The sequence below is a fragment of the Streptomyces fulvoviolaceus genome (assembly GCF_000718165.1).
In the GTDB taxonomy this organism is placed as follows: domain Bacteria; phylum Actinomycetota; class Actinomycetes; order Streptomycetales; family Streptomycetaceae; genus Streptomyces; species Streptomyces fulvoviolaceus.
The window spans coordinates 88808-111997 of record NZ_JOEY01000009.1; the positions used below are offsets into that span (position 1 = coordinate 88808).

The 23190-nt window shown below is 73.1% G+C and carries 15 protein-coding genes, 1 tRNA gene and 1 pseudogene; 6 read left to right on the top strand and 11 right to left on the bottom strand.

Annotation, left to right across the window (positions count from 1 at the left end):
• Positions 1–39 precede the first annotated feature (39 nt).
• Positions 40–573, top strand: coding sequence for a DUF4232 domain-containing protein (locus IG08_RS0111550; protein ID WP_030599730.1), 534 nt, complete (start codon positions 40–42; stop codon positions 571–573).
• Here the strand turns inward: IG08_RS0111550 and IG08_RS0111555 are convergent.
• Positions 545–1675 (bottom strand): DUF2786 domain-containing protein, encoded by a 1131-nt coding sequence (locus IG08_RS0111555; protein WP_043454012.1) that lies wholly within the window; start codon positions 1673–1675, stop codon positions 545–547. The two genes, IG08_RS0111550 and IG08_RS0111555, sit on opposite strands and share 29 nt — an antisense overlap.
• 66 nt (positions 1676–1741) lie before the next feature.
• Here IG08_RS0111555 and IG08_RS0111560 point away from each other — a divergent pair, with 66 nt between their 5' ends.
• The 3 genes from IG08_RS0111560 (at position 1742) to IG08_RS0111570 (ending at position 5126) form a co-directional block, all read left to right on the top strand.
• Positions 1742–2371 carry a LysE family translocator gene (locus tag IG08_RS0111560; RefSeq protein ID WP_030599736.1) on the top strand — a complete coding sequence of 210 codons (630 nt, stop codon included), beginning with the start codon at positions 1742–1744 and terminating at the stop codon, positions 2369–2371.
• 49 nt (positions 2372–2420) lie between these two features.
• A complete protein-coding gene (locus IG08_RS0111565; RefSeq protein WP_030599738.1) occupies positions 2421–3161 on the top strand; it encodes a Clp protease N-terminal domain-containing protein in 741 nt (246 codons plus the stop codon).
• A 273-nt stretch (positions 3162–3434) separates the two neighbouring features.
• On the top strand, positions 3435–5126 hold the full coding sequence (locus IG08_RS0111570; protein WP_030599740.1) for a bifunctional 3'-5' exonuclease/DNA polymerase: 1692 nt from the start codon (positions 3435–3437) through the stop codon (positions 5124–5126).
• On the opposite strand, the gene IG08_RS0111575 is transcribed toward IG08_RS0111570, so the two are convergent.
• From IG08_RS0111575 to IG08_RS58950, 4 genes are all read right to left on the bottom strand, one after another.
• Positions 5127–8378, bottom strand: a complete 3252-nt coding sequence (locus IG08_RS0111575; protein ID WP_063757765.1) for an AfsR/SARP family transcriptional regulator — start codon at positions 8376–8378, stop codon at positions 5127–5129.
• Between the two features lie 305 nt (positions 8379–8683).
• Positions 8684–9577, bottom strand: a complete 894-nt coding sequence (locus IG08_RS0111580; RefSeq protein ID WP_030599744.1) for a glycosyltransferase family 2 protein — start codon at positions 9575–9577, stop codon at positions 8684–8686.
• Between the two features lie 230 nt (positions 9578–9807).
• The gene (locus IG08_RS58945) at positions 9808–11061 is read right to left on the bottom strand and encodes an ATP-grasp domain-containing protein (protein WP_158812211.1); all 1254 of its coding nucleotides are present in this window, start codon (positions 11059–11061) and stop codon (positions 9808–9810) included.
• A gap of 32 nt (positions 11062–11093) precedes the next feature.
• Complete coding sequence (locus tag IG08_RS58950; protein WP_052424622.1) at positions 11094–12332, bottom strand: ATP-grasp domain-containing protein; 1239 nt, start codon at positions 12330–12332, stop codon at positions 11094–11096.
• A gap of 173 nt (positions 12333–12505) precedes the next feature.
• Between IG08_RS58950 and IG08_RS60050 the strand changes: the two genes are divergently transcribed.
• A complete protein-coding gene (locus IG08_RS60050; protein WP_158812212.1) occupies positions 12506–12643 on the top strand; it encodes a hypothetical protein in 138 nt (45 codons plus the stop codon).
• Positions 12644–13070: 427 nt separating this feature from the next.
• Here IG08_RS60050 and IG08_RS0111600 read toward each other — a convergent pair whose 3' ends face one another.
• A complete protein-coding gene (locus IG08_RS0111600; RefSeq protein ID WP_030599752.1) occupies positions 13071–16112 on the bottom strand; it encodes an AfsR/SARP family transcriptional regulator in 3042 nt (1013 codons plus the stop codon).
• A 32-nt stretch (positions 16113–16144) separates the two neighbouring features.
• The gene (locus IG08_RS0111605; RefSeq protein WP_078655549.1) at positions 16145–16441 is read right to left on the bottom strand and encodes a hypothetical protein; all 297 of its coding nucleotides are present in this window, start codon (positions 16439–16441) and stop codon (positions 16145–16147) included.
• Here IG08_RS0111605 and IG08_RS63380 point away from each other — a divergent pair.
• A pseudogene (locus tag IG08_RS63380) lies at positions 16401–16730 on the top strand (tyrosine-type recombinase/integrase); the annotation flags it as partial. The gene IG08_RS0111605 and the pseudogene IG08_RS63380 overlap by 41 nt on opposite strands.
• A 48-nt stretch (positions 16731–16778) precedes the next feature.
• On the opposite strand, the gene IG08_RS0111610 reads toward IG08_RS63380, so the two are convergent.
• The 4 genes from IG08_RS0111610 to tmk form a co-directional block, all read right to left on the bottom strand.
• Positions 16779–16852 (bottom strand) — tRNA-Thr (locus IG08_RS0111610).
• Between the two features lie 118 nt (positions 16853–16970).
• Positions 16971–18527, bottom strand: a complete 1557-nt coding sequence (locus IG08_RS0111615; RefSeq protein WP_030599759.1) for an alpha/beta hydrolase — start codon at positions 18525–18527, stop codon at positions 16971–16973.
• Positions 18528–18624: 97 nt separating this feature from the next.
• Complete coding sequence (locus tag IG08_RS0111620) at positions 18625–19830, bottom strand: DNA polymerase III subunit delta' (RefSeq protein WP_030599761.1); 1206 nt, start codon at positions 19828–19830, stop codon at positions 18625–18627.
• 88 nt (positions 19831–19918) lie between these two features.
• Positions 19919–23152: a dTMP kinase gene (gene tmk / locus IG08_RS0111625; RefSeq protein ID WP_030599763.1), complete on the bottom strand. Its 3234-nt coding sequence runs from the start codon at positions 23150–23152 to the stop codon at positions 19919–19921.
• Between the last annotated feature and the right edge of the window lie 38 nt (positions 23153–23190).

Here is a 23190-nt window from a genome sequence, read left to right on the forward strand (position 1 = left end):
GATCCATGCACTCGCTCCACTCACCCCAGAGGACTTCAGATGCGCGCCGCCCCTCTCACCGTCACCGCCCTCGCCGCGGCCCTCCTCCTCACCGCCTGCGACAGCAGTAGCGACGACAAGGACAGTGGGGGTCCCACGCAGAGCAGCACTTCGGCCTGCGAGATCGGTGACATGGGCGTGCAGGTCGGGCCCGCCAACACCGCCCCGGCCGCCGGGGACACCGGCAACATCCCCGTCACGCTGACCAACAACGGCTCCAAGTGCACGCTCGAGGGCTTCCCCGCCATCGATCTGAACGCCGCGGACATGTCGACCACCGTCCCGCAGGACAAGGGCGCCAAGTCGCAGAAGCTGACCCTGGCCAAGGACGCCACCGTCACCTTCACCATCACCTACGTGCGGGGCGAGGCGGGCGGCAAGGCGAGCCTCGACGTGAAGACGCTCAACGTCGGCCTGCCGGGCGGCTCCACCGACAACAACTCCAAGTGGTCGTACGGGCCGGTCCAGACGCAGAACGGCAGCCAGGGTGATGTGAACGCCTCGGTCAGCGCCTTCTCCCAGGCCGGGGACTGAGGCCCCTGCGGCCGGCGACCTGCGCGCGTTCGGCGGCCTGGGATCCCTCCGTCCAGCCCGCCTCGTCGCTCACTCCCCGCAGGCGGGTCGTGGTGGTCTCCGGGAACATCCGGTCCAGCCGGTCGGTCACCGCAACCTCGCGGGAGGCGAGGACCGGGAGCAGGTCGTCGGTCACCGGGGTCTCGGCGGCGGCGTGCAGCCGGATGCCGATGCGGTGGGCGTAGGCCGCGAGGAAGGACTGGCGGAAGGTTTTCGTCCGCTTACGGCCGCCCGCGCGCTGGGTCGCCTCGGCCTTGGTCATGGCTGTTGTGGCCTGCACCAGGAGTGAGGTGTGGAGGAGTTCGACCACCTCCAGGTCGGCCTCGAAGCCGACCACCGTGGAGAAGGCGAACGGCTCGTTCCACACGGCCCGGCAGTGGTTGGCCGTCGCGACCGCGTCCAGCAGCACCGCTTTTGCCTGCTCGTACGGCGGCTCCACACCGATCCGGCAGGCGCCGGGCGTGTCATGGCTCGGGGCCCGGGCGTCGAGCAGCGCCTCGTCGACACTGTGCCGGGCCATCAGCTCCTGCGCCTTGGCGGTGAGCGCCTCCGCCTCCTCCGGGAAGCCGGTCGCCTCCGCCTTGGCCAGCAGCGCGCGGATGCGGGTGAGCATGCGGGAGCCGGCGGCGCTCCCCTGCCGGGGCTCCACCGGCTCCTCCAGAGGGTCCAGCGCGGGCAGCCGCAGCAGCAGGCGGTACAGCTCGAGTACGGCGGTGGCGTGCGCGAAGCGGTCGGGGCGCGGGGTGTCGGCGGTGAGCTCGTCCAGCTGGGCGAGCTGTGCCGTCCAGCGCCGGCCGCGCGGGCGGTCGTTCGGCGCCTGCGCGCGGATGAGGGTCGCGACCAGGCGTACGTGTACGTCGTCCAGCTCGCGCCGTACGTGCCGTACGACGTCCGCGGGCTGCCAGCCGCGCCGCCAGGCCGCCGCCACGAACTCCTCGCCCCGGCGCGCCAGTTCGGCGTCCGCCGCGGGGTCGGCGGCGAGGAGGGAGGCGCCCGTGTCGAGGGCGGTGTCGTGGTCGGCGTAGAGACTGGTTTCGAAGGCGCGGTCGACGGTGCTGGTCACGGGGCGATCGTCTCACTCCCCGAAAATCGGTCGCCCGGCTCCACCCGGGCTCCGAGCATGACCCCCATGGTGGACATGAATCTGTACGCAGCGTTCCTCGTAGCCGCCTTCGCGCTCTGCGTCGCTCCGGGCCCCGACATGATGTTCATCGTGGCGATGGGCAGCCGGGGCGGACCCGCCGCCGGGGTGATGGCCGCCTTCGGGGTGGCCTGCGCCATGTTGGTGCACGCGGTCGCCGCGGCGCTCGGCCTGTCGGCGCTGTTCACGACGTTGCCGACGCTGTACCACGTACTGCGCTGGGTGGGTGCGGCCTATCTGCTCTACCTGGCGGTGAAGGCGTTCCGGGACCGTTCGGTGCCGGGCGAGGAGGGGGCCGCGGGCGGTGGCTCGGGGATGCGGCGGGCCTTCTGGCAGGGCGCCGTCACGAATCTGCTGAACCCCAAGGTGATCCTCTTCAACGTGGCGTTCCTGCCGCAGTTCGTGAACCCCTCCCTCGGCCATGTCCCGGGTCAGCTCCTGGTGCTCGGCTGCACGATCGTGGTCATGGGGTTCCTGTGGGACGGCACGGTGGGGCTCGCTTCCGGGCGGCTGGGCAACCTCCTCAGGCGCAGCCCGCGCGTGAACCGGTGGATGAACATCGTCTCCGGCACGGTGTTCACCGGGCTCGCGGTGCGGCTGGCTGCCACGCCGAAGTAGATGTCAACCCGCGGTTGACACCTCGTGAGCGTCAACCTACGGTTGACACATGACGACGAACCCCAACATCACGTCATCCGTACGCCTCGACGACCTCATCGCGGCGATCAAGACGGTCCATGTCGAGCCCCTCGAACAGCTCCAGGACGCGGTGATCGCCGCCGATCACCTCGGCGAGGTGGCCGACCACCTGATCGGCCACTTCGTGGACCAGGCCCGGCGCTCGGGCGCCTCCTGGACGGACATCGGCAAGAGCATGGGGGTCACCCGGCAGGCCGCGCAGAAGCGGTTCGTGCCGAAGGAGTCGGCGGACCTGGACCCCAGTCAGGGCTTCGGCCGCTACACCCCACGCGCCCGGAACGTGGTGATGGCCGCCCACAACGAAGCCATCGCCGCCCGCAACGCCGAGGGCCGCCCCGAGCACCTGGTCCTCGGCCTGCTCGCCGAACCGGAGGCCCTGGCCGCCAAGGCGATCACCGCTCAGGGCGTCCTCCTCGACGCCGTGCGGCAGGCCGCCACCGCCGCGCTGCCGCCCGCCGCGGAGGAGGTGCCGGAGCTCGTCCCCTACGGCTCCGACGCCAAGAAGGTCCTGGAGCTCACCTTCCGCGAGGCCCTGCGCCTGGGCCACAACTACGTCGGCACCGAGCACCTCCTGCTCGCCCTGCTGGAGTTCGAGAACGGCGAGGGGGTGCTGTCGGGGCTCGGGATCGCCAAGCCGGCGGTGGAGGAGAACATCACGGCGGTGCTCGCCAAGATCGCAGTGAACCCCGGCGGGGGCGCGCAGGGGTGAGGCCGCCCGAGGGGCTGGGCCGGGCCTTTTTCGCCCCCGCCGCCCCTACCCGTCCCGTCCCTGGGGGCTGCCGCCCCCAGACCCCCGCTGTCGGCCTGGACGGCCTCGTCCTCAAACGCCGGACGGGCTGGAAATAGCCCCTCCGGCGTTTGAGGAGCGGGGTCTGGGGCGGAGCCCCAGAACGACGGGACGGGTAGGGGCGGCGGGGGCGAAGACATCGCACGTCAGCCGCGTCGAGGGCCGTTGTCAGACCCTCCTGCGACACTCGCAACCATGACCGATCGCTGGGCTCTCGCTCCGGCCGAGGACGGTGGCGTGGAGCTCGCCCCCCTCGGTCCGGACGGGCTGCCCTGCGGGCCGGTGCTGCGGGAGGGGGACCCGGCCGAGGCCGTGCGCGGGCGGCCCGAGGTCACGCGGTGGGTGTGGCGGTCCACCACCGAGGTCTATCCGCGCCTGCTCGCCTCGGGGGTGCGAGTGGAGCGGTGCTACGACATCGAGGACGCCGAGATACTCCTCCTCGGCCACGAGGGGCGGTACGGCGAACCCCGCTCGGCCGCCGCCGCCCTGGCCCGGCTGCGCGGCGGCCCGGTACCGCCCGATCCGCCCCAGCGGGCCGCCGAACCCGGCTCGCAGTCGTCCCTCTTCGAACCGCAGGCCGTCCAGCTGCCGCTGACCGACCTCCTCGCGGTGTACGCCGACCAGCAGCGGCGGCACGACGCCACCGCGCACCCCGACCGCATGCGGCTGCTGACGGCCGCCGAGTCGGCGGGGATGCTGGTGGCCGCCGAGATGAACCGGGCCGGGCTGCCGTGGAGCGCCGACGTGCACCGCCGGGTGCTGCACGAACTGCTCGGCGAGCGGTATGCGGGCGGCGGCGAGCCCCGCCGGCTCGCCGAGCTGGCCGACGAGGTGTCCGCCGCCTTCGGGCGCCGGGTGCGGCCCGATCTGCCCGCGGACGTCGTCAAGGCCTTCGCGCAGGCCGGGATCAAGGTGAAGTCCACCCGCCGCTGGGAGCTCGAGTCCCTCGACCATCCGGCCGTGAAGCCGCTGGTCGAGTACAAGAAGCTGTACCGGATCTGGGTCGCCCACGGCTGGTCCTGGCTGCAGGACTGGGTGCGGGACGGGCGGTTCCGGCCCGAGTTCCTGGCGGGCGGGACGGTCACCGGGCGATGGGTCACCAACGGCGGGGGTGCGCTGCAGATCCCCAAGGTGATCCGGCGTGCCGTGGTCGCCGACCCGGGCTGGCGGCTCGTCGTCGCCGACGCCGACCAGATGGAACCACGCGTGCTGGCGGCGATCTCCCGCGACCCCGGGCTGATGGAGGTCGCGGGGCGGGAGAGCGACCTGTACCAGTCGGTGTCCGACCGTGCCTTCTCCGGCGACCGCGACCAGGCCAAGATCGCCGTGCTGGGTGCCGTGTACGGGCAGACGTCCGGCGACGGGCTCAAGAACCTCGCCGCGCTCAGACGCCGCTTTCCGAGGGCGGTGGCGTACGTCGACGACGCGGCCCGGGCCGGTGAGGAGGGGCGGCTCGTGCGGACCTGGCTCGGGCGGACCTGTCCCCCGGCGGCCGGGGCGGGAGAGGACTCGGCGGAGGAGGCGGGGATCCCGCAGGACGAACCGGCCGAGGCTCCCGCCGGCACCGAGTGGGTCCCCGGCTACGCCTCCACCAACGCCCGTGCCCGCGGCCGTTTCGCCCGTAACTTCGTCGTCCAGGGCAGCGCCGCCGACTGGACCCTGCTGCTGCTCGCCGCACTGCGGCAGGCCTGTGCGGGCATGGCGGCCGAGCTGGTCTTCTTCCAGCACGACGAGGTGATCGTGCACTGTCCCGAGGAGGAGGCCGAGGTCGTGGTGGCGGCGATCCGGGAGGCGGCGGAGCTGGCGGGACGGCTGACGTTCGGGGAGACGCCGGTGCGGTTTCCGTTCAGTACAGCGGTGGTGGAGTGTTATGCCGACGCCAAGTGATCACCGTGGATCCAACTCCGCGAGCAGCTCGCGGAGTTCCTGGAGCACCGCCTTCTCGTCCGTCCCGTCCAGCGCGGCGAGGGCCGAGCGCCACTCCTCGTACGCCTCCTGCATACGCCCCTGCCCGCGCAGCAGCAGTCCCTGCTGGTGGCGGGCGAGACCGGCGGTGTAGCGGTCGGCGCGGGCGTCCGCGCGGCGGAGCAGCTCCGTGCACGCGTGGCCGGCCTGTTCGGTACGGCCGAGGAGGCGCAGGGCGCGGACGAGGCCGAGCCGGGTCTGGGACTCGCCGTGCCAGTCGCCGAGGCTGCCGAGGATGCGCAGGCTCTCCTCGAAGTGCGCCGCGGCGGCGGCCGGTTCGCCGAGGGTGAGGTGGGCGTAGCCGATGTTGCAGTGCGCGGAGTGCTGCACGATGACGTTCCCGATCTCGTCGCCGATGGCGAGCGAGCGCCGGTGCTGCTCGATGGCGGCCCGGGGGTCGGTGTGCTCGTACAGGTTGCCGAGGTGGCTGTGGGTCACGGCCTCGCCGTAGGGGTCGTTCAACTGCCGTGAGTACTCCAGGCTCTGCCGCAGCGCCCGGCCCGACTCGACGTGCCGGCCGAGGCCGCCGAGCAGCAGTCCCCGGTTGTTGAGGCAGCGGCGCATCCAGGAGACCGCGCCGAGCCGCCGCCAGATCGTCAGGGCCCGGTCGTTGAGGGCGAGGGCCTCGCTCTGCCGGCCGGTCAGGAAGTGCAGGCCCGCGAGGTCGCCCAGGGCGTACGCCTCGGCCGGCGCGTCCCCGAGCCGGCGCGCCACACCGAGGGCGGCCCGGCCGAGCACCTCCATCTCGGCGACGCGGCCGCTGCGCTGGAGGTAGGGGAAGAGGAGGCGCAGGAGGGTGGAGACAAGGGCGGCAGTGCGCTGGTCGGCCGTGTCCGCGTGCCGTTCGACCAGGGCGACGATGTTCGCCAGCTCCGACTCGCCCCAGGCGAAGGCCTCTTCGGGGGCGGCGAAGGGCGGCACGGACAGGACGTGCGCCGCATGCTCGGGCGGCTGGGCCGCGGTCGGGTGGCGGCGGTCGTCCTGGTCGAGGCCGGGTTCGACGATCGCGGTGAGGGTGCGTTCGGCGACGGCCGCGTACCAGCGCAGGGCGGTGCGGGTTGCCTGCGGCTGCCGGGGGGTGTCGGTGTCCTCGGCTTCGCCTTCGGATTCTGTGTTCCCACCGGCACCGCCCGTGCGGGTTTCGTTGTCGGGTGCGGGTGGCCCCTGTGGGGCTTCCTCGTCGTCGGCGAGTGCGGGTGCGTCCGTCAGTTCTCGGGCGTAGTCGCGGACCAGGTCGTGGGGGGCATAGCGGCCGTATGCCTTCTCCTCCAGGAGGGCCACGTCTACGAGGCGGTCGAGCGCGGCCTCGGCGCGGGTCTCGTCGGTGCCGAGGAGGCGAGCTACGAGGGGGACTCCGTAGGCCGGGAGGTCCAGGGCGCCGATACAGCGCAGCGTGCGTGCGGCGTCGCGGTCGGGTCGGCGGTCCGAGGCGGCGAGGGCGTCGTGGGCGACGGCCAGGGAGCGGCGTACGGACAGGTCGTCGTACTCCAGGTGTCGCAACCTCCCTTCCGTGGCGGTCAGTTGGTCGGCGAGCACGTCCGGGGTGAGGGCGCGGCGCGCGGCCAGCCGGGCGGCGACGATACGCAGGGCGAGCGGGAGGCGGCCGGTGAGTTCGACGAGGGGGTGGGTGGCGTCTATGCCCCCGTCGCTCCTGTCGCCACCGCTGCCGTCACCGCGCCCGGACGCCGCTCGCAGGAGTGCCGCGCTCTCCTCGTCCGACAGCGGGGTGAGCGGGAAGCGGTGGGCTCCGTCGAGGGCGGTCAGCGGCGAACGGCTGGTGACGATCACCGCGCAGCCTCCGCCGGCCGGCAGCAGCGGCCGTACCTGCGCGGCGCTCGCGGCATCGTCCAGCACCAGGAGCGTGCGGGCCGGCGCGAGCAGCGAGCGCAGCAACGCGGCCGCCGCGTCCGGGTGTTCGGGGATGGAGCGCGGGTCGGCGCCCAGGTCGCGAAGGAGCGCGGTGAGCGCCTGGCCCGAGGTGAGGGGGGTCATGCCGGGGGTGACGCCGTGCAGGTTGACGTAGAGCTGGCCGTCGGGGAAACGGTCCCGCAGGCCGTGGGCGGCATGCAGCGCGAGTGCGCTCTTGCCGACGCCCGCCATGCCGCTGATGACGGCGCTGGAGGGGCCGTCGCCGGGGACGAGGGCGCGGCGGAGGTCGTCGCGTGCCGTGGTGCGGCCGGTGAAGTGGGCGGGTGGTGGGGGCAGTTGGGCGGGGCGGGGTGGTTGTGGGGCGGCGGCGGAGGAGGTGAGGTCTTCGCGCGTAGCGTCGCCATGGAGGGCCCGGGGTGGCGCGGCTCGGCCGGCATCGAGGGCGGCCGGTGCGTCGCCGTCGTCCGAGGGAGCGACAGCGCCCGACGGGTCCGCCGCTCCCCCACGCAACACCTCCACATGCGCCTCCCGCACCGTCGGTCCCGGTTCCACGCCGAGTTCCTCGATCAGGCGCGTGCGCAGGTCGCGGTGGACGGCGAGGGCCTCGGCCCGGCGGCCGGTGCGGTGCAGGGCGAGCATGAGCTGGCGGTGGTACGCCTCCCGCAGCGGGTGCTCGGCGGCCAGCGCCGCCAACTCCGGCACGAGACCCCCGAGTCGGGTGCCGCCCACCGCGAGCTCGGCGTCGTAGCGCCACTCCAGAAGGAGCAGCCGCGCCTCCTCCAGGCGCTGCACCAGGGCGTATCCGCCCAGTTCGGAGGGCAGTCCGCTGAGCGGCGTGCCCCGCCACAGGGCGAGCGCCGCCGTGCAGGCGCGGACGGTCCCGGCCGGTTTCCCGGCGGTGTGCGCGGAGCGCGCCGCGGCGACATGGGCCTCGAAGACATGGACGTCCAGCTCGCCCGGTTCGACGCGCAGCAGATAGCCGGGGGCGGCCGCCCGCAGTCGTTCGGGGTCGTCGAGCAGCCGCCGCAGCCGGGACACGTGGTTGTGCAGCGAGGCCCGCGCGGACGGGGGCGGGGCGGCGCCCCACAGTGCGTCCTCGAGCGACTCGACGGAGACGACGCGGCCTGCCTCCAGCAGCAGTGCGGCCAGCAGGATCCGCACCTTGGGGCTTCTCACGGCGTGGACGCCGGTGCCGGCGGCGTCGTAGGCGACCCGGGCGTCGGCGTCGGCGTCGTACAGGACAGGCGGTCCCAGCAGTCCGAACCGCAGCACGGACCGCGGTCCCTGCCGCTTCACGCCGCCCACTGCCTGCCCCCGCGCCCGATCGCGCTCCGTCGGAATCCACCGCTCTGCCGCTGCCCGCACCTGCCGACCGCCGATTTCACGCCAATCGGCGGACAACAAACCGTTGGAGCACTGGACCTATGTTAGCGATCTGTTGGCGCGACCTGATGTGATCACTTCATCGGATCCGGCCGACGGTGCGCGCGTACGACGCGCAAACTCGGGGGAGTGACGCCGTCAGGCCGGATCCGGGGGGACGCCCGAGGGGCCCGGTCGGCGGAGGTGATCGACCGGGACCCTCGTCCCTGTGTGTCTGTCCGCAGCCGTCAGACGACGGGCGGCCGGCCCAGCCGGGTGAGCCGCCACACCGTCCGCCAGCGCATGGGCCGCCGTTCACCGGCCGACTCCCGTACGCCCTCCACGAACCCGGCGAGCCACGCGCGCAATCCGGCCGCCGAGCGGACCCGCACCAGTGTGAGCAGTGTCCACACGCCCAGGTGGACGGGGACGAGCGCCCACGGCAGTCGGCGGCGCACCAGCCACACCCTGTTGCGGGCGTTCACGCGGTAGTAGATGGCGTGCCGGGCGGGCGAGGTCTTCGGGTGCTGGAGCAGCAGCTCGGGCGCGTACCGGATGCGCCACCCGGCGTCGGCGGCCCGCCATGCCAGGTCGGTCTCCTCGTGGGCGAAGAAGAACTCGGCGGGCCAGTCCCCGGTCTCCTCGAGCATCGTCATGCGGAAGGCGTGCCCGCCGCCGAGGAACCCGGTGACGTAGCCGCCCCGCAGCGGATCACCGGACCCGATCCGCGGCACATGCCGCTGCTGGGTCTCCCCGTGCTCGTCGGCGATGCGGAAGCCGACGATCCCGAGCCGGGCGTCGGCGGCGAACAGGTCCCGTACGCGGCCCAGCGCCTCGGGGTCGACGAGCAGCCCGTCGTCGTCGAGTTCCACCACGACGTCCACGTCCCCGAACTCCCGCAGCCGGGCCAGGGCCACGTTCCGGCCGCCGGGGCAGCCGAGGTTCTCCTCGACGTCGAGGGCGGTGAACTCGCCGGGCAGGGACAGCCGTTCGGCGAGCTCGGGCAGCCGGCAGCCGTTGCCGACGACCACGATCCGTGCGGGGGCGACGTCCTGCTTGGCCACGGACTCCAGCAGCGCGTCGACCTCGGCGGGCCGGTTCCCCATCGTCACCACGGCGACGGCGATCCTCGGCACGTCCACGTCGCTCAACCCCCTCACCCCGTCCCGGCCGGCAAGTACCGCGGCGATGCTAGCCGTTCACGGTAAGGACTTCTCAAGTACGCCGGGTTCGCCCCGCGCCCTGCGAACGGTTCTCGCTGCCCCGTTCGAACTTCAGGGTGTCGCTGACGTGGCCTGCGGCCCTGCGGGGCCAGGCGATCCAACCGCTGCCGCTCATGGCTACGGTCGCCGACGGCGGCCCGCACGCGCGGTCAGGCGGTCCGTGATCCCGCGCTGAAGGTCCGTGGCCCCACCCTGAGGATCCGTGATCCCGCGCTGAGGGTCCGTACCGCCCGGGCGAGGTTGCCCTCCAGTACGTCGCGGGTCGCTCCGGTGGCGACGACGAACGCGTGCCGGTCCCCCGACTTGCGGATCTGCGGCGGCCGTTCGCCCGCGGGCACACTGATGTGCACCTCGGCGACCCCGGGCAGCGAGGCGACCAGCTCGGTGCTGATGCCGTGCAGCGGGACCATGCGGTCGAAGGTCACGAACCTGATGCCCGCGAGCTGCTTGCGGGGTGCGGTGACCGGCAGTTCCAGCCCGTGGACGGCGGCGATCGCCTGGGCGAAGACGTCCTCGCCGAGCGCCAGCTCGAGCATGTCGCTGATCCGGTCCCCGCCCGGGCGGCCGTGCGACTCGATGAGCCGGGGTCCGTCGGCGGTCAGCATGACCTCGGTGTGCGAGGGCCCGTAACGGTAGTCGACGGCATCCAGTACGGCGGTGACCAGGGCGGCGACCGCCTCCGCGGTGCCCGGGTCGAGCGGCACGGGCAGGGTGTGCCCGGTCTCCACGAAGTGCGGGGCGCCCGTGGTCCGCTTCTCCGTGACGGCCAGGATGCGGTGGCCGGCGGGCGAGCTGGCCGCCTCGACGGAGTACTCCGTACCGGCCAGGAACTCCTCGACGAGGTGCGGGGTGATGAACTCCGGGGTGGCGGCCAGGAACTGCTCCGCGTCCTCCCGGTCCCGCAGGTGGCACACGCCCGAACTCCCGGTGCCGTCCACCGGTTTGACCACGCAGGGGAAGCCGATGTGCTCGGCCGCGGGCAGGACCTCGCTCTTGCGGGCGCAGGTGAGGTGCGCGACCGGCGTGCCGGCCCGGTCGCCGACGGCGGCCCGCAGACGCGCCTTGTCCTTGAAGGCCGCCAGCGCCTCGGGCGGATTGCCCGGCCAGCCCATCCGCCGATTGACCTCCGCCGCGGCCGCGCAGCCGAGCTCACCGAAGCCGAAGCAGCTGACGGGGGCGGGCAGGTCCAACACCCTCAGTGTGTGGACGAGTTCGCCGAGGTCCTCGATCCACGGGCTCCTGATCGGCTCGACGGGCAGGTCGTCCGGCAGCGGTGCGACGGGGTCGCCGACGACGACCATGCGGCAGCCCAGTTTCACGGCCGCGTCGATGACCCGGTCGCGGGGGTTGAGCAGCACCACGGTGGGGGTGCTGCCGGTGGATGCGTACGGTGCGTCAGCCATGCCGGACCCGCGCTTTCGGTAGGAGGGGGTGTTCATGCGGCGCGTGCCTCGTGGTGCTCGTGGTGCTCGTCGTCCTCGTGGTGCTCGTGGTCCTCGTCGTCCGGACCCTCCAGGTGCGCCATCAGCCAGGCCTCGGCCTCGTACAGCCGCTCCTCGACCTGGTCGGAGTCCGCGCCGGCGACGATGACGGAGCACAGGTACGAGGTGCTGTCCTGGGCCACCGCGCCGGGCGCGAGCCGCTCGTTGACCTCGTAGTGCCGCACCCAGTCGAAGGGCGGCCGGCCGGGGGCGCGCACCGGGCGGCCCTGGGGCAGCACGGAGACCGAGCCGTGCACCTCGGCGGGCGGGACGACGGGCGGCCGGTCGACGGGGAGTCCGAGGGACAGGCGCAGCCAGGTGGAGTGCAGGTCGACGCCGTACGTGGCACGCGTGAGCGCCGGGATGCGGTTGCCGCCGACCCGCGAGGCGATCTCGCACAGCACCAGCTCGTCGTCCGGGGTGTGGAACACCTCCAGGTGGTAGGCGCCGGTCTCCGGGGTGTCGAACACGTCCAGCACCAGGCCGAGGAAGGTCCGAAGCCGTACGGCGAACGGCTCTTCGGGGTGCAGCTGCACCGAGCCGTTGTTCTGCCCGGTGAAGACCCCGAGGCAGCTGCGCAGATAGCGGGAGGCGGCCACGAACCGGTAGCCGGGCGCCAGCACGGCGTCCACGTGGTACATCCGGCCCTCGACGAACTCCTCGACGATCAGGTCGTCCCGCCAGTGCCGGCGGCTGAACCCGGTCAGGTCGTCCTCGTCGCGCAGGACCGCGACGCCGCGCGAGCCGCCCTGCTTCACCGGCTTCACGACCACCGGATAGCCCTGGCCCCAGATGAAGTCGATGAGGTCGCCGAACGTCCCCAGGCGCGCGAAGCGCGCGGTGCGCACGGCGGCGGACGCGACCTCCTTCATCACCGCCTTGTCCCGGAAGGACAGGGCGCCGGCCACGGACTGGCCGGGGATGCCGAGGTCCTCGCGGATGCGGGCGGCGCGCTCCAGGTCGTACTCGTTGTCGGTGAGGAGGTGGCTGAACGTGTGCCGCGTGGCGAGCCGGCGGATGGCCAGTTCCGGGTACGGCACGGACTCGCAGTCCGGCACGTATTCGTAGTGGGCGAGCTTCTCGGTGTTCTTCAGCTCGTGGTGGCTGAACACATGGAGCCGGTCGGCCAGTTCGGGGAGCAACGCGGCGTAGTCGTGCTGGGGACCGTAGTTGATGACGGCTACCTGGCTCATGGAGGTACCTCGCGGTGGCGGACGGTACGGAAAGGTGTACGCGCCCTTGATCCCGGAGGATTACCGGGCCGTTCCTTCGAGCGGTACCGAGTCGGGAACCGGCCGGGAATGGCCCCACCCAGCATTCCGAAGCAGCCGCACAGACCGAACTCGGAGAAACGCAGGTGAACGGAATGCGCAGCAGCACACTGGCCGCAGTCGCCGGAATTCTCACCGTGGCCCTCGCCACCGGCATCGGGGCAGTCGCCCTCCACACGAACACGGTGGACCACAGCCACCAGGTGGTGGCCAACGGGACCGGTCCGGGCTAGGAACGGTTCGGGCCAGGGCCCGTCCGGGCCAGGAACGGTCTCGGCCAGGCCCCGTCCCGGCCACGGCCCGTCCGGGGACTCGGACCGGCCAGGGGGGCTCGGCTAGGGCCCGTCCGGGGACTTGGACCGATCCGGGCTAGGCCCCGTCCGGCCTAGGACCGGCCGGGGCCAGGACCCGTCCGGACCAGGGCCGGTCTCGGCTAGGGCCCGTCTCGGCCGGAACCCCTTCCGGCTACTGGGACCGATCCAGGCCAGAACCCGCCCGAACCAGAACCAGCCCCGGCCAGAACCCGTCCGAACCAGGGCCGGTCTCGGCTAGGGCCCGTCTCGGCCAGAACCCCTTCCGGGTACTGGGACCGATCCGGACCAGAACCCGCCCGGGCCAGCCCCCCGGACCAGAACCGATCCGGACCAGAACCGGCCCGGCCTAGCCCCCGTCCGGCTTCATGCCGGCGAACAGCTCGCGTGCGTGCAGCCGGTGAACGGCCGCCTCTCGCAGCTCCCCCATGCCGTCGAGGGCCTCGGCCATCCCCTCGACGGCATGGGCGACCTCGACCCGGTACTCGATGGCCCCCGCGTGGAAGCGGGCGCTGCGGTGCAGTTCCAGGGCGCGCTCGCAGTCGCCCATCCGCCGGTACACGCGCCCGAGGATGTTCTGCACGGTCGCCTGCCGGGTCGCGGTCCCCTTGGACCGGATCAGTTCGAGCGCCCGCTCCGCGTACGCCGCGGCCTCCTCGTCGGCATCGCTCCGCCGGCTCACGTCCGCCGCGAGGGCCAGCGTGTGCGCGAACTCCTCCGCCATCCTCGACTCGTCGCCGAGCCCGAGGGCGCGCTCCACCGCGGTCCGCGCGGCCGTGTGCGACTCCTGCGTCTCCATGCCGAGCAGGGCCGCCGTCAGATCGTTCAGCGCCATGATCTCCTCGGCGCGGGCGCCCAGTTCGCGGCTGAGCAGCACCGCGCGCTCGGCCGCCGCCACCGCCTCCCGGTGCCGTCCCAGCCAGGTGTAGACCGTACTCAGACTGCACCAGGCGTACGCCCCCTGCCGGCCGTCGGCCATGTCAAGGCCGACCGCCCGCTCCAGATGGCCCTGGGCCTCGGCGAGATGTCCCAGGCAGCTGTGCAGCAGGCCCAGCAGGCTGAGGCAGACCGCCTCCCCGTCCCGGTCGCCCATGCCCTCGGCGACGGCGAGCGCCTCCTCCGCCACCGGGACCGCGTCCCGGAACCGGCCGAGCCGCCAGCAGGCGGATCCCAGACTCGACAGGCTCACTCGGAGCAGCGAGGGGTCCCCGAGACTGCGGGCCGCGGTCACCGCGGTCGTCGCGGCCCGCCGGTACTCCTCCAGATAGCTGCGTGAGTTGAGGTGGAAGACCAGGTTCCGGGCGAGCAGCACGGTCTGCCGCAGAAACCCCAGCTGTTCGCCGCGCTCGACGGCGGCGAGCAGCGTGCGGTGCTCCCGTTCGAAGAGCGCCTCCGCCTGCGCCCGGTCGTCGACCGGCGGCAGCTCGGCCGCCGTACCGCACGCGTCGGCGCCGCCCTCGCCCACGGAGACCCGCCCCGGATACAGCAGGCGGCAGGCTTCCTCGGTCAGGGTCACGTAGTAGTCGAGGAGCCGGCCGAACGCCGCCCGCCCCTCGTCGGCGTCCCGCTTGCCCAGCCGCTGCGCGAAGCTGCGCACCAGATCGTGGAAGGTGTACCGGTCGATCGTGTGCTGCTCGACCAGGTGCATGTCCAGCAGGTGTTCCAGCACGTCCTCGGCCTCGCACGGCCCGCTGCCGAGCAGGGCGGCGGCCGAGTGGGCGTCCATCTCGACCCCCGGGTGCAGTCCGAGCAGCCGGAAGGCGCCGCGGTGCTCGTCGTCGAGTGCCTGGTACGACAGCTGGAGCGTGGCCTCGACGCTACGGTCGCCCGCCTTGAGTTCGTCGAGCCGGCGGGCCTCGTCGCCGAGCCGGTCGACGAGATGGCGCACCGTCCACAGCGGCCGGTTGCGCAGCCTGGCGGTGGCGATCCGCAGCGCGAGCGGCAGGTTCCCGCACAGTGCCGCCAGCTCCGCCGCCGCCTCGGGCTCGGCATCGACCCGCTCCTCACCGAGCACGCCGGTGATTAATTCGAGGCTGTCCGAGGGGGACATCACCCCGAGGGACAGCCATTCGGCCCCGTCCAGACCGACCATGCGGACCCGGCTGGTGACCAGGCACAGGGAGCCCGGGGAGGCCGGCAGCAGCGGCCGTACCTGGGCGACGTCGGCCGCGTTGTCCAGCACCAGCAGCACTTTCCGGTTCGCGAGGGTGGCCCGCCACAGGGCGCCCCGGTCGTCCAGGTCGTCCGGGATCCGCTCACCGGCCACGCCGAGGGTGCGCAGCAGCACCCCGATCACGGTGGCGGGGTGCAGGGGCTGCTCGCCCGGGGTGAAACCGCGCAGGTCGACGTAGAGCCGGCCGTCCGGATACGCCTCGGCGAGCCGGTGCGCGGCCCGCACGACGAGCGTGGTCTTGCCGCTGCCCCCCATCCCGTCGACGGCCACGATCCGTACGGTGCCGGCGGTGCCGTCCTGCGACGGCGTCGCGTACTCGAGCAGCCGGGTCAGCTCCTGGCCGCGCCCGGCGAAGTCGGTGAGGTCGTGCGGCAGCGTGAACTGGGCCGTCTCGGGGCCCGGTTGCGGTGCGCCGTCCTGCGCGGCCGGTATGAGCCCGGCCTCCGCCACGGCCGTTTCGGGAGCGGCGAGTTCGGGGCTGTCGCGCAGGATCCCCTCGTACAGCTTGGCGAGTTGGGGCCCGGGGTCGACGCCGAGCTCCTCGACGAGCAGCTCCCGGACGCTGCCGTACTCGGCGAGCGCCTCGGCCTGCCGCCCCGAGCGGTACAGCGCGAGCATCAACTGCCCGCGAAACGATTCTCCTAGGGGATGCTCGGCAACCAACTCCCGGAGATCCCCGATGAGTTCCCGGCTCTCCCCCAGCGCCAGCCGCAACTCCATCAGCTGCTCCACAGCGGCCAGCCGACGCTCTTCCAGTACGACGGATGCCGCGGCGATCACCGATCCGCCGGCCCCCGGCATGACCGGACCGCGCCACAGCCCCAGCGCGGCCCGCAGCCGGTCGGCGGCCGCCACGGACCGGCCCGCCTCCAGCAGGTCCCGCGCCTCCCGCAGCCGGTCGGAGAAGACGCTCAGGTCCAACTGTTCCCGGGTGACGTCCACCCGGTACCCGGGCCCGTCGGTCACGATGAGCGAAGGCCCGTCCGGGATGCGCTGCCGCAGATCGGCGACCGCCTTGCGCACCTGGTGGGCCGCCGTGGCCGGCGGTTCGCCGCCCCAGGCCGCCTCCACCAGCCGTGGCACCGGCACCATCCGGCACGGTTCGAGCAGCAGCGTGGTGAGCACCCGCGTCGGAACGCGCCCGCCCAGCCGCAGCCGCAGCCCCCCGGCCCTGACCTCCAGCGGCCCCAGAATCGCGAAGCTCACGTCTTCACCCATGGCCGCCTCCCGGAAATCCACGCGGGGTGATCCTACGACTCCCGCCTACCGTGAACAGGAAGATCACCGACGCACGGCCGCGCCAGGCGCTCCAGAACCATGGCCATGCGCCGGCCGCCCGCGGCGACGACGGTGCCCCGGGCGACAGAGCCGGCGTGCGGGTTCATGCGCGCGGAGTCCAGGCCCAACTCGGCGCAGTATGCGAGAACTTGCGCGGCCAAGGGTTCGTTGCCGACCACGGAGTCGATGTCGGCGAGGGACGGTCCGAGAACGAGCTGTTCCACCCCCGAGAAGAGCAGGAACGCCGTGCCCATTCCGCCGCCGTTCATCCCCTACCAGCGCGAGCACAAGGTGCAGCAGGAGGAATTGCGCGTCGCGACGGGAGACGGGTGGCAGGAACACAAGCTGCCTTCACACGCCCGGACGGCCGTCCCCTCGACCCCCGCCAGGACTGGGAGGAGTTCAAGAAACTGCTCGAAGAAGCCGGGGCTCTCCAAGGACGCGACGCGTCGCACGGGAGACCACTTCATGCCTGGCCCGGAACCCACCACTGAGACCAAAACTGAGACCGAGGACCGCCGCGCGGCCCGTGCCCGCCGCCGTCGCCGCGTCCGGTAAAAAGCAAAAGCCCCAGGTCACGGCGAGTGAGTCCTGAGGCTTCCACAGAGCCGCCTTCGGGATTCGAACCCGAGACCTACGCATTACGAGTGCGTTGCTCTGGCCATCTGAGCTAAGGCGGCGCGCCGTCCGCACTATGGTGCGATCAGCAACGCCGGTAAGTCTACACAGTTTCCGAGGGTGCTCCGAACCAGCCCGGAGGGCCGGGCGGAGCCGGTGCCTCCGGGGCTGGTTGCAGGGCTATGAGCAGCGCTTTCGCTGCACTGGCGGGGTCCCGCGGAGCAGATACGCGTTGATCGTGGAGTCGATGCAGGTGCTGCCGCGGCCGTACGCGGTGTGGCCGTCACCCTCGTAGGTGAGGAGGCGGGCCGAGGAGAGCTGGGAGGCGAGGGCGCGGGCCCAGCGGTAGGGGGTCGCCGGGTCACGGGTGGTGCCGACCACCACGATCGGGGCGGCGCCCTCGGCCACGATGCGGTGCGGTTCGCCCGTGGCCTTCACCGGCCAGTACGCGCAGTTGAGCGAGAGCCAGGCGAGGCCCTTGCCGAAGACGGGGGACGCCTTCTCGAAGGACGGGAGCGCCTTCTCGACCTCGTCGGGGGTGTCGAAGGCGGCCGGGAGGTCGAGGCAGTTGACGGCGGTGTTGGCGAACATCAGGTTGCTGTAGCGGCCGTCGGCGTCCCGCTCGTAGTAGCTGTCGGCGAGGACGAGCAGGCCGGCGCCGTCGTTCTCCTTCATCGCCGAGTTCAGCGCCTCCCGCAGCTGCGCCCACGCGCCCTCGTCGTACATCGCCGCGATCACGCCGGTGGTGGCGAGGGCCTCGCCGAGCTTGCGGCCGTCCGCGTCGCCGGTGGGGATGGGGTGCGCGTCGAGCTTCTCGAAGTAGGCCTTGAGGCGGTCGCCGACCTCGGCGGCCTTCGTGCCCAGCGGGCAGTCCGGCTGCTGCACACAGTCCTTCGCGAACGACTGGAACGCCGTCTCGAAGCCCGCCGTCTGGTCGAGGTTCATCCGGCGGGCGGGCAGCGAGGGGTCCATCGCGCCGTCCAGGACGAGACGGCCGGCCCGCTCCGGGAAGAGTCCCGCGTACGTCGCCCCGAGGAACGTCCCGTACGACGCCCCCACGTAGTTCAGCTTCGCGTCGCCCAGCGCCGCCCGCACGATGTCCATGTCCCGGGCCGCCTCGACCGTCGACACATGACGCAGCAGGTCGGGCGAGTCCTCGCCGCAGCCCTCCGCGAACTTCTTGAAGGAGTCGACCAGGTCTGTCCTCTCCTCCGCGTCGTCGGGCGTGATGTCCGTCTGTGTGTACGTGTCCATGTCCCGTCCGCCGAGGCATTCGACGGGCTCGCTGCGGGCGACTCCGCGCGGGTCGACCGCGACCATGTCGTAGCGGGCGCGGACCTCGGCCGGGTAGCCGATCCCGGCGTACGCCTGCAGGTAACCGATCGCCGAGCCGCCCGGCCCGCCCGGGTTCACCAGCAGCGAGCCCAGCGGCTTGCCCGGGCCCGTGGCCTTCTTGCGGGCGACGGCTAGCCGGACGTCACCGGCGTCCGGCTTCGCGTAGTCGCGGGGCGCCTTCAGCGTGGCGCACTCGAACCCGGGGACACCGCAGCTGCGCCAGTTCGGCTTCTGTCCGTAGTACGACGCGAGGGCGGCCGGCGTGGCCCGGGGCAGTGCGGCCAGCGCCGCCTCCGCCGCCGCGCTCGCGGAACTCGTCGAGGCGCCGGAGGAGCAGGCGGAGACAAGGAGCGCGGCGGCCGCGAAGAGACTGGCGTGGCGGAGATTTCGCCTGATGTGCATCACGTGATCGTAACCATGCGCATTGGATCAAACACCCTCCGTGGACTCACTGGCTCGTATGAGTGACGGCGTCAACCTGGGTCCCCCGCCTCGTCCGTCAGCCCGCTCTGAGTGCCATCGTCATCGCCTCCACCGCCAGCAGCGGGGCCACGTTGCGGTCGAGGGCCTCGCGGCAGGCGGCGATCGCCTCGATACGGCGGAGGGTGGACTCCGGGGAGCCGGCGCGGGCGAGGCGCTCCAGGGCGTCCTCGGCGTCCGCGTTGGCGATCGCCACCCGGGAGCCGAGCTGGAGGGCGAGGACATCGCGGTAGAAGGCGGTGAGGTCGGTCAGGGCGAGGTCCAGGCTGTCGCGCTGCGTGCGCGTTCTGCGGCGCTTCTGCTTGTCCTCCAGGTCCTTCATCACGCCCGCCGTGCCGCGTGGCATCCGGCCACCCTGGGAGGCGCCCATCGCCGTCTTGAGTTCCTCGGTCTCCTTGCCGTCCCTCTCCTCGGCGAGCTGCTTGGCGTCGTCCGCCGCCGCGTCGACGAGCTCCTGGGCCGCCCTGAGGCAGCCGCCGACGTCCTCGACCCGCAGCGGCAGCTTCAGCACGGCGGCCCGGCGCTCCCGCGCGGCCGGGTCGGTGGCCAGGCGGCGGGCCCGGTCGACATGGCCCTGGGTGGCGCGGGCGGCGGCCATGGCGGCGGCGGGCTCGATGCCCTCACGGCGTACGAGCATGTCGGCGACGGCGTCGACCGAGGGCGTGCTCAGGTTCAGGTGGCGACAGCGGGAGCGGATGGTCGGCAGGACGTCCTCGATGGAGGGGGCGCACAGCAGCCAGACCGTGCGGGGAGCGGGCTCCTCCACCGCTTTGAGGACGGCGTTGGCCGACTTCTCGTTGAGCCGCTCGGCGTCCTCGACGAGGATGATCTGCCAGCGGCCGGTGGCCGGCGAGGTGAACGACTTGCGGACGGTGTCACGCATGTCGTCGGCGAGGATCTGCGAGCCGACCGCGGCGACCGTGCTGACGTCGGCGTGGGTGCCGATCAGCGCCGTATGACAGCCGTCGCAGAAGCCGCAGCCAGGGGATCCGCCCAGGGCACGGTCCGGGCTGACGCACTGCAGTGCGGCGGCGAAGGCCCGCGCCGCCTGGTTGCGCCCGGCACCGGGCGGTCCCGTGAACAGCCAGGCGTGCGTCATCTTCGACGCCTCGGGCGGCGGCGTGTCCGTGGCGGCCGCGGTGACCAGGGCGTCGGCGTCCCGAGCAGCGGCAGCGAGCTGCTCGCTCACCTTCTCCTGGCCCACCAGGTCGTCCCAGACGGTCATGCCTCACCCCGCCCTTTCGTCATGTTTCGCGGTGCGGGATCCATTGTGCGGGGTGGCACTGACAACCGGGCCGACCCGGCGGCCGGGCTCAGCGCCCCCGGCCCCGACGGCGGCCCCGGCCCCCGTCGTCGCCGTATTCGCCGTACTCACCGTCGCGCGGACCGAGCAACTCGTCCGCCAACGAGGGCAGATCGTCCAGCGGTGTCTCCTCGGCCCAGTCGGACCGGGCCCGGCGCTTGGGCGCACCCTCGGCGTCCACCTGAGGCAACTCACGCGTCCGGTCCTCGGTCCCGTCCGGGCGCGCCCCGGCCTGCTCGTCCCGGAAGAACCCCGGCGGAACCCGGTCCTCGGGCCCCTTGTCCCGTACGGGAGGCAGCACCGCGGTCTCGTCCGCCGCACCAGGCACCACGGGAGGCAGCACGGCCGTCTCGTCCGCGGCCCCCGGAGGAACCCGAGGCAGCACAGCCGTCTCGTCCGCCGCACCCTGAGGGGCGGGCGGCTGGGGCAGCTCGGCGGTCACGTCGGAGTCGGACGCACCGGAAGCCCCACGGTCGGAAGCCCCGTCGTCGCCCCGCTCCTCCGGCACCCGCGGCAGCACCGCCGTCTCGTCCGCCGGCCCACTCGACGTGTGCGTCGGCGTCACGACCGGCGTGGGCACGGTCGCCGCGTCCTGCCCGGCGGCAGGAGCCGGCGGCTTCTTCGGCCCCGCCTCCGCCGCTGCCGTGGCCTGCTCGGCGAGCCGCCGTGCCTCCTCGGCCCGCAGCAGCGCCTCCTCGGCCTTGCGCTGCTTCTCCAGGCGCCGCGCCTCGGCCTCGGCGCGCAGCCGGGCCTCCTCCTCGGCCTGCTTGCGGCGCCGGTCCTCCTCGGCCTTGCGCCGGGCCTCTTCCTCGGCCCGGACCTTCTCCTCGGCGAGGAGCCGCGCCCGCTCCTCCTCGGCACGCCGACGCGCTTCCTCGGCCCGCAGCCGGGCCTCCTCCGCCTGCCGTTCGGCCTCGCGGCGCTGGGCTTCCTCCAGCTCGCGCCGCTTGCGCTCCTCCTCCTCGGCCTGCAGCCGCGCGAGCTGCTCCTGGCGCTCGCGCTCCAGGCGCTCCTCCTCGGCCTTGCGCGCAGCCTCTTCCTCGGCCTTCCGGCGCGCTTCCTCCTCGGCCTTCCGCCGGGCCTCCTCCTGAGCCTGGATCTCGGCCTCGGACAGCGGCAGCATCTGGTCGAGCCGGTGCCGTACGACGGTCGTGACGGCCTCGGGCTCCTGGCCCGCGTCCACGACGAGGTAGCGCCCCGGGTCGGCCGCGGCCAGCGTGAGGAAACCGGACCGCACGCGCGCGTGGAACTCGGCGGGCTCCGACTCCAGCCGGTCGGGCGCCTCGGTGAACCGCTCGCGGGCGATCTCCGGCGAGACGTCCAGCAGCACCGTCAGATGAGGCACCAGTCCGTCCGTCGCCCACCGGTTGATCCGGGCGATCTCGGTCGGGGACAGGTCACGGCCCGCCCCCTGGTAGGCCACCGAGGAGTCGACGTACCGATCGGAGATCACGACCGCACCGCGCTCCAGCGCGGGCCGCACCACCGTGTCGACGTGCTCCGCGCGGTCCGCCGCGTACAGCAGCGCCTCCGCGCGGTGCGAGAGTCCGGCGCTGGACACGTCGAGCAGGATCGACCGCAGCCGCTTGCCGACCGGGGTCGCCCCCGGCTCGCGCGTCACCACGACCTCGTGGCCCTTGGCCCTTATCCACTCGGCGAGCGCCTCGGCCTGGGTGGACTTCCCGGCCCCGTCGCCGCCCTCCAGCGCGATGAAGAATCCAGAAGCGGCGGGCACCGTCACCGGGTCGTCGCCGCCCAGCAGCGCGTCCCGCAGATCGTGCCGCAGCGGTACACCGGAACGGTCGTCGACCTTGGCCAGCACCAGCGCGGCCACCGGCAGCAGCAGCGCGCCGACCAGCATCAGCGTGAACGCGGCGCCGCCGTGCGCGAACACGAACTTGCCGTTCTCCAGGCGGTGCGGCCCGATCGCCGCCGCCACCAGGGGCGCGACGACGGCACCGAGCGCCACACACACGCGTACGACCGCGTGCAGGTGCTCGGTGGTCCGCGCCCGCCGGTAGTCCTCGGCCTCCTGGTCGAGCAGCGTGTGCCCGGTGTTGGCGGCCACGCCCGCGCCGATACCGGCCAGCGCGACGATCAGCAACACGGTGGTGACGTCCGGGACGAGCCCGGCCGCCAGCAGGGCGACGCCGGTGAAGGCGATCGCCAGCGCGAGCAGCCGGCGCCGCGACAGCGTCGGCAGCACGGCAGGTGCCGTACGGATGCCGATGACGACCCCGCCGGTCAGCCCGAGCACCAGCAGGCCGTACGTCACCGGCCCGCCGCCCAGGTCCTTGGCGTGCAGCACGGCGACGGCCACGGCGGCCGCGACCGCCCCGGCGACGGCCGCGCAGGCGAGCACCAGCAGCGGGATCGCACCGGTACGGCCCTTGTCGATGCCCGTGCCCGTCTTGGGGCGGCGCAGTCCCTCGAGCGGCGAACGCGCGCGTGGCGTGCGTGCGTCGGGCAGCTCCAGGAAGGTCAGCACGGACAGGGACGCGGCGAACAGACCGGCCGCGACATACGACGCGAGGGCCGCCTGGTGCTGCCCGAACCAGTCGATGCCGGAGCCCAGCAGGTTGTTGAGCAGACCGGCCACGACGAGCGCGGCGGCGGCCAGCGGGATCGCCACGAAGCCCGTCCGCAGCGACAGGCGGCGCAGCGCGTCCAGGTGGTCCGGCAGCGGTCGTACGGTCGCCCCCTCGGGGGGAGGCGCGGGCAGCAGGCTGGGCGCCGCGCTCTCGCGGCACACGGTCCAGAAGCGCTCGGCGACACCGGTCACGAAGACGGTCACCAGGAGCGCGGCCGAAGCGTCGTCCGGCATCCAGTCGATCCACAGGGGCGCCACGATGAGCGCCACGGCCCGCAACCCGTCCGCGCCGACCATGGTCCAGCGGCGGTCGAGCGGGCCCTCCTGGGAGGTGAGCGAGGTCAGCGGTCCCAGGAGTACGGCCCCGAAGAGCAGCGTCGCCAGGATGCGCACCCCGAAGACGGTCGCCACTGCGAACGCCACGCCCCGGTAGCCACCGCCGAACGAGCCCTCGGCGATCGCCGCCTGGAGGGCGAGCACGACCAGCACCAGGAGCGCGAGGATGTCGCCGACTCCGCCCACCAGCTGTGCGCTCCACAGCCGTTTCAGCTGCGGTTGGCGCAGCAGGGCACGGACGGCGCGCTCGCGGGAGTCCGCGACTAGCGCGTCGTCGGGGGCCGGGTGAAGGGCCGTTGGCTGGTCGGCACTGGTCATGCTTTCAGCCTATCGGCAGCCACCGACAGCCCGGGGCG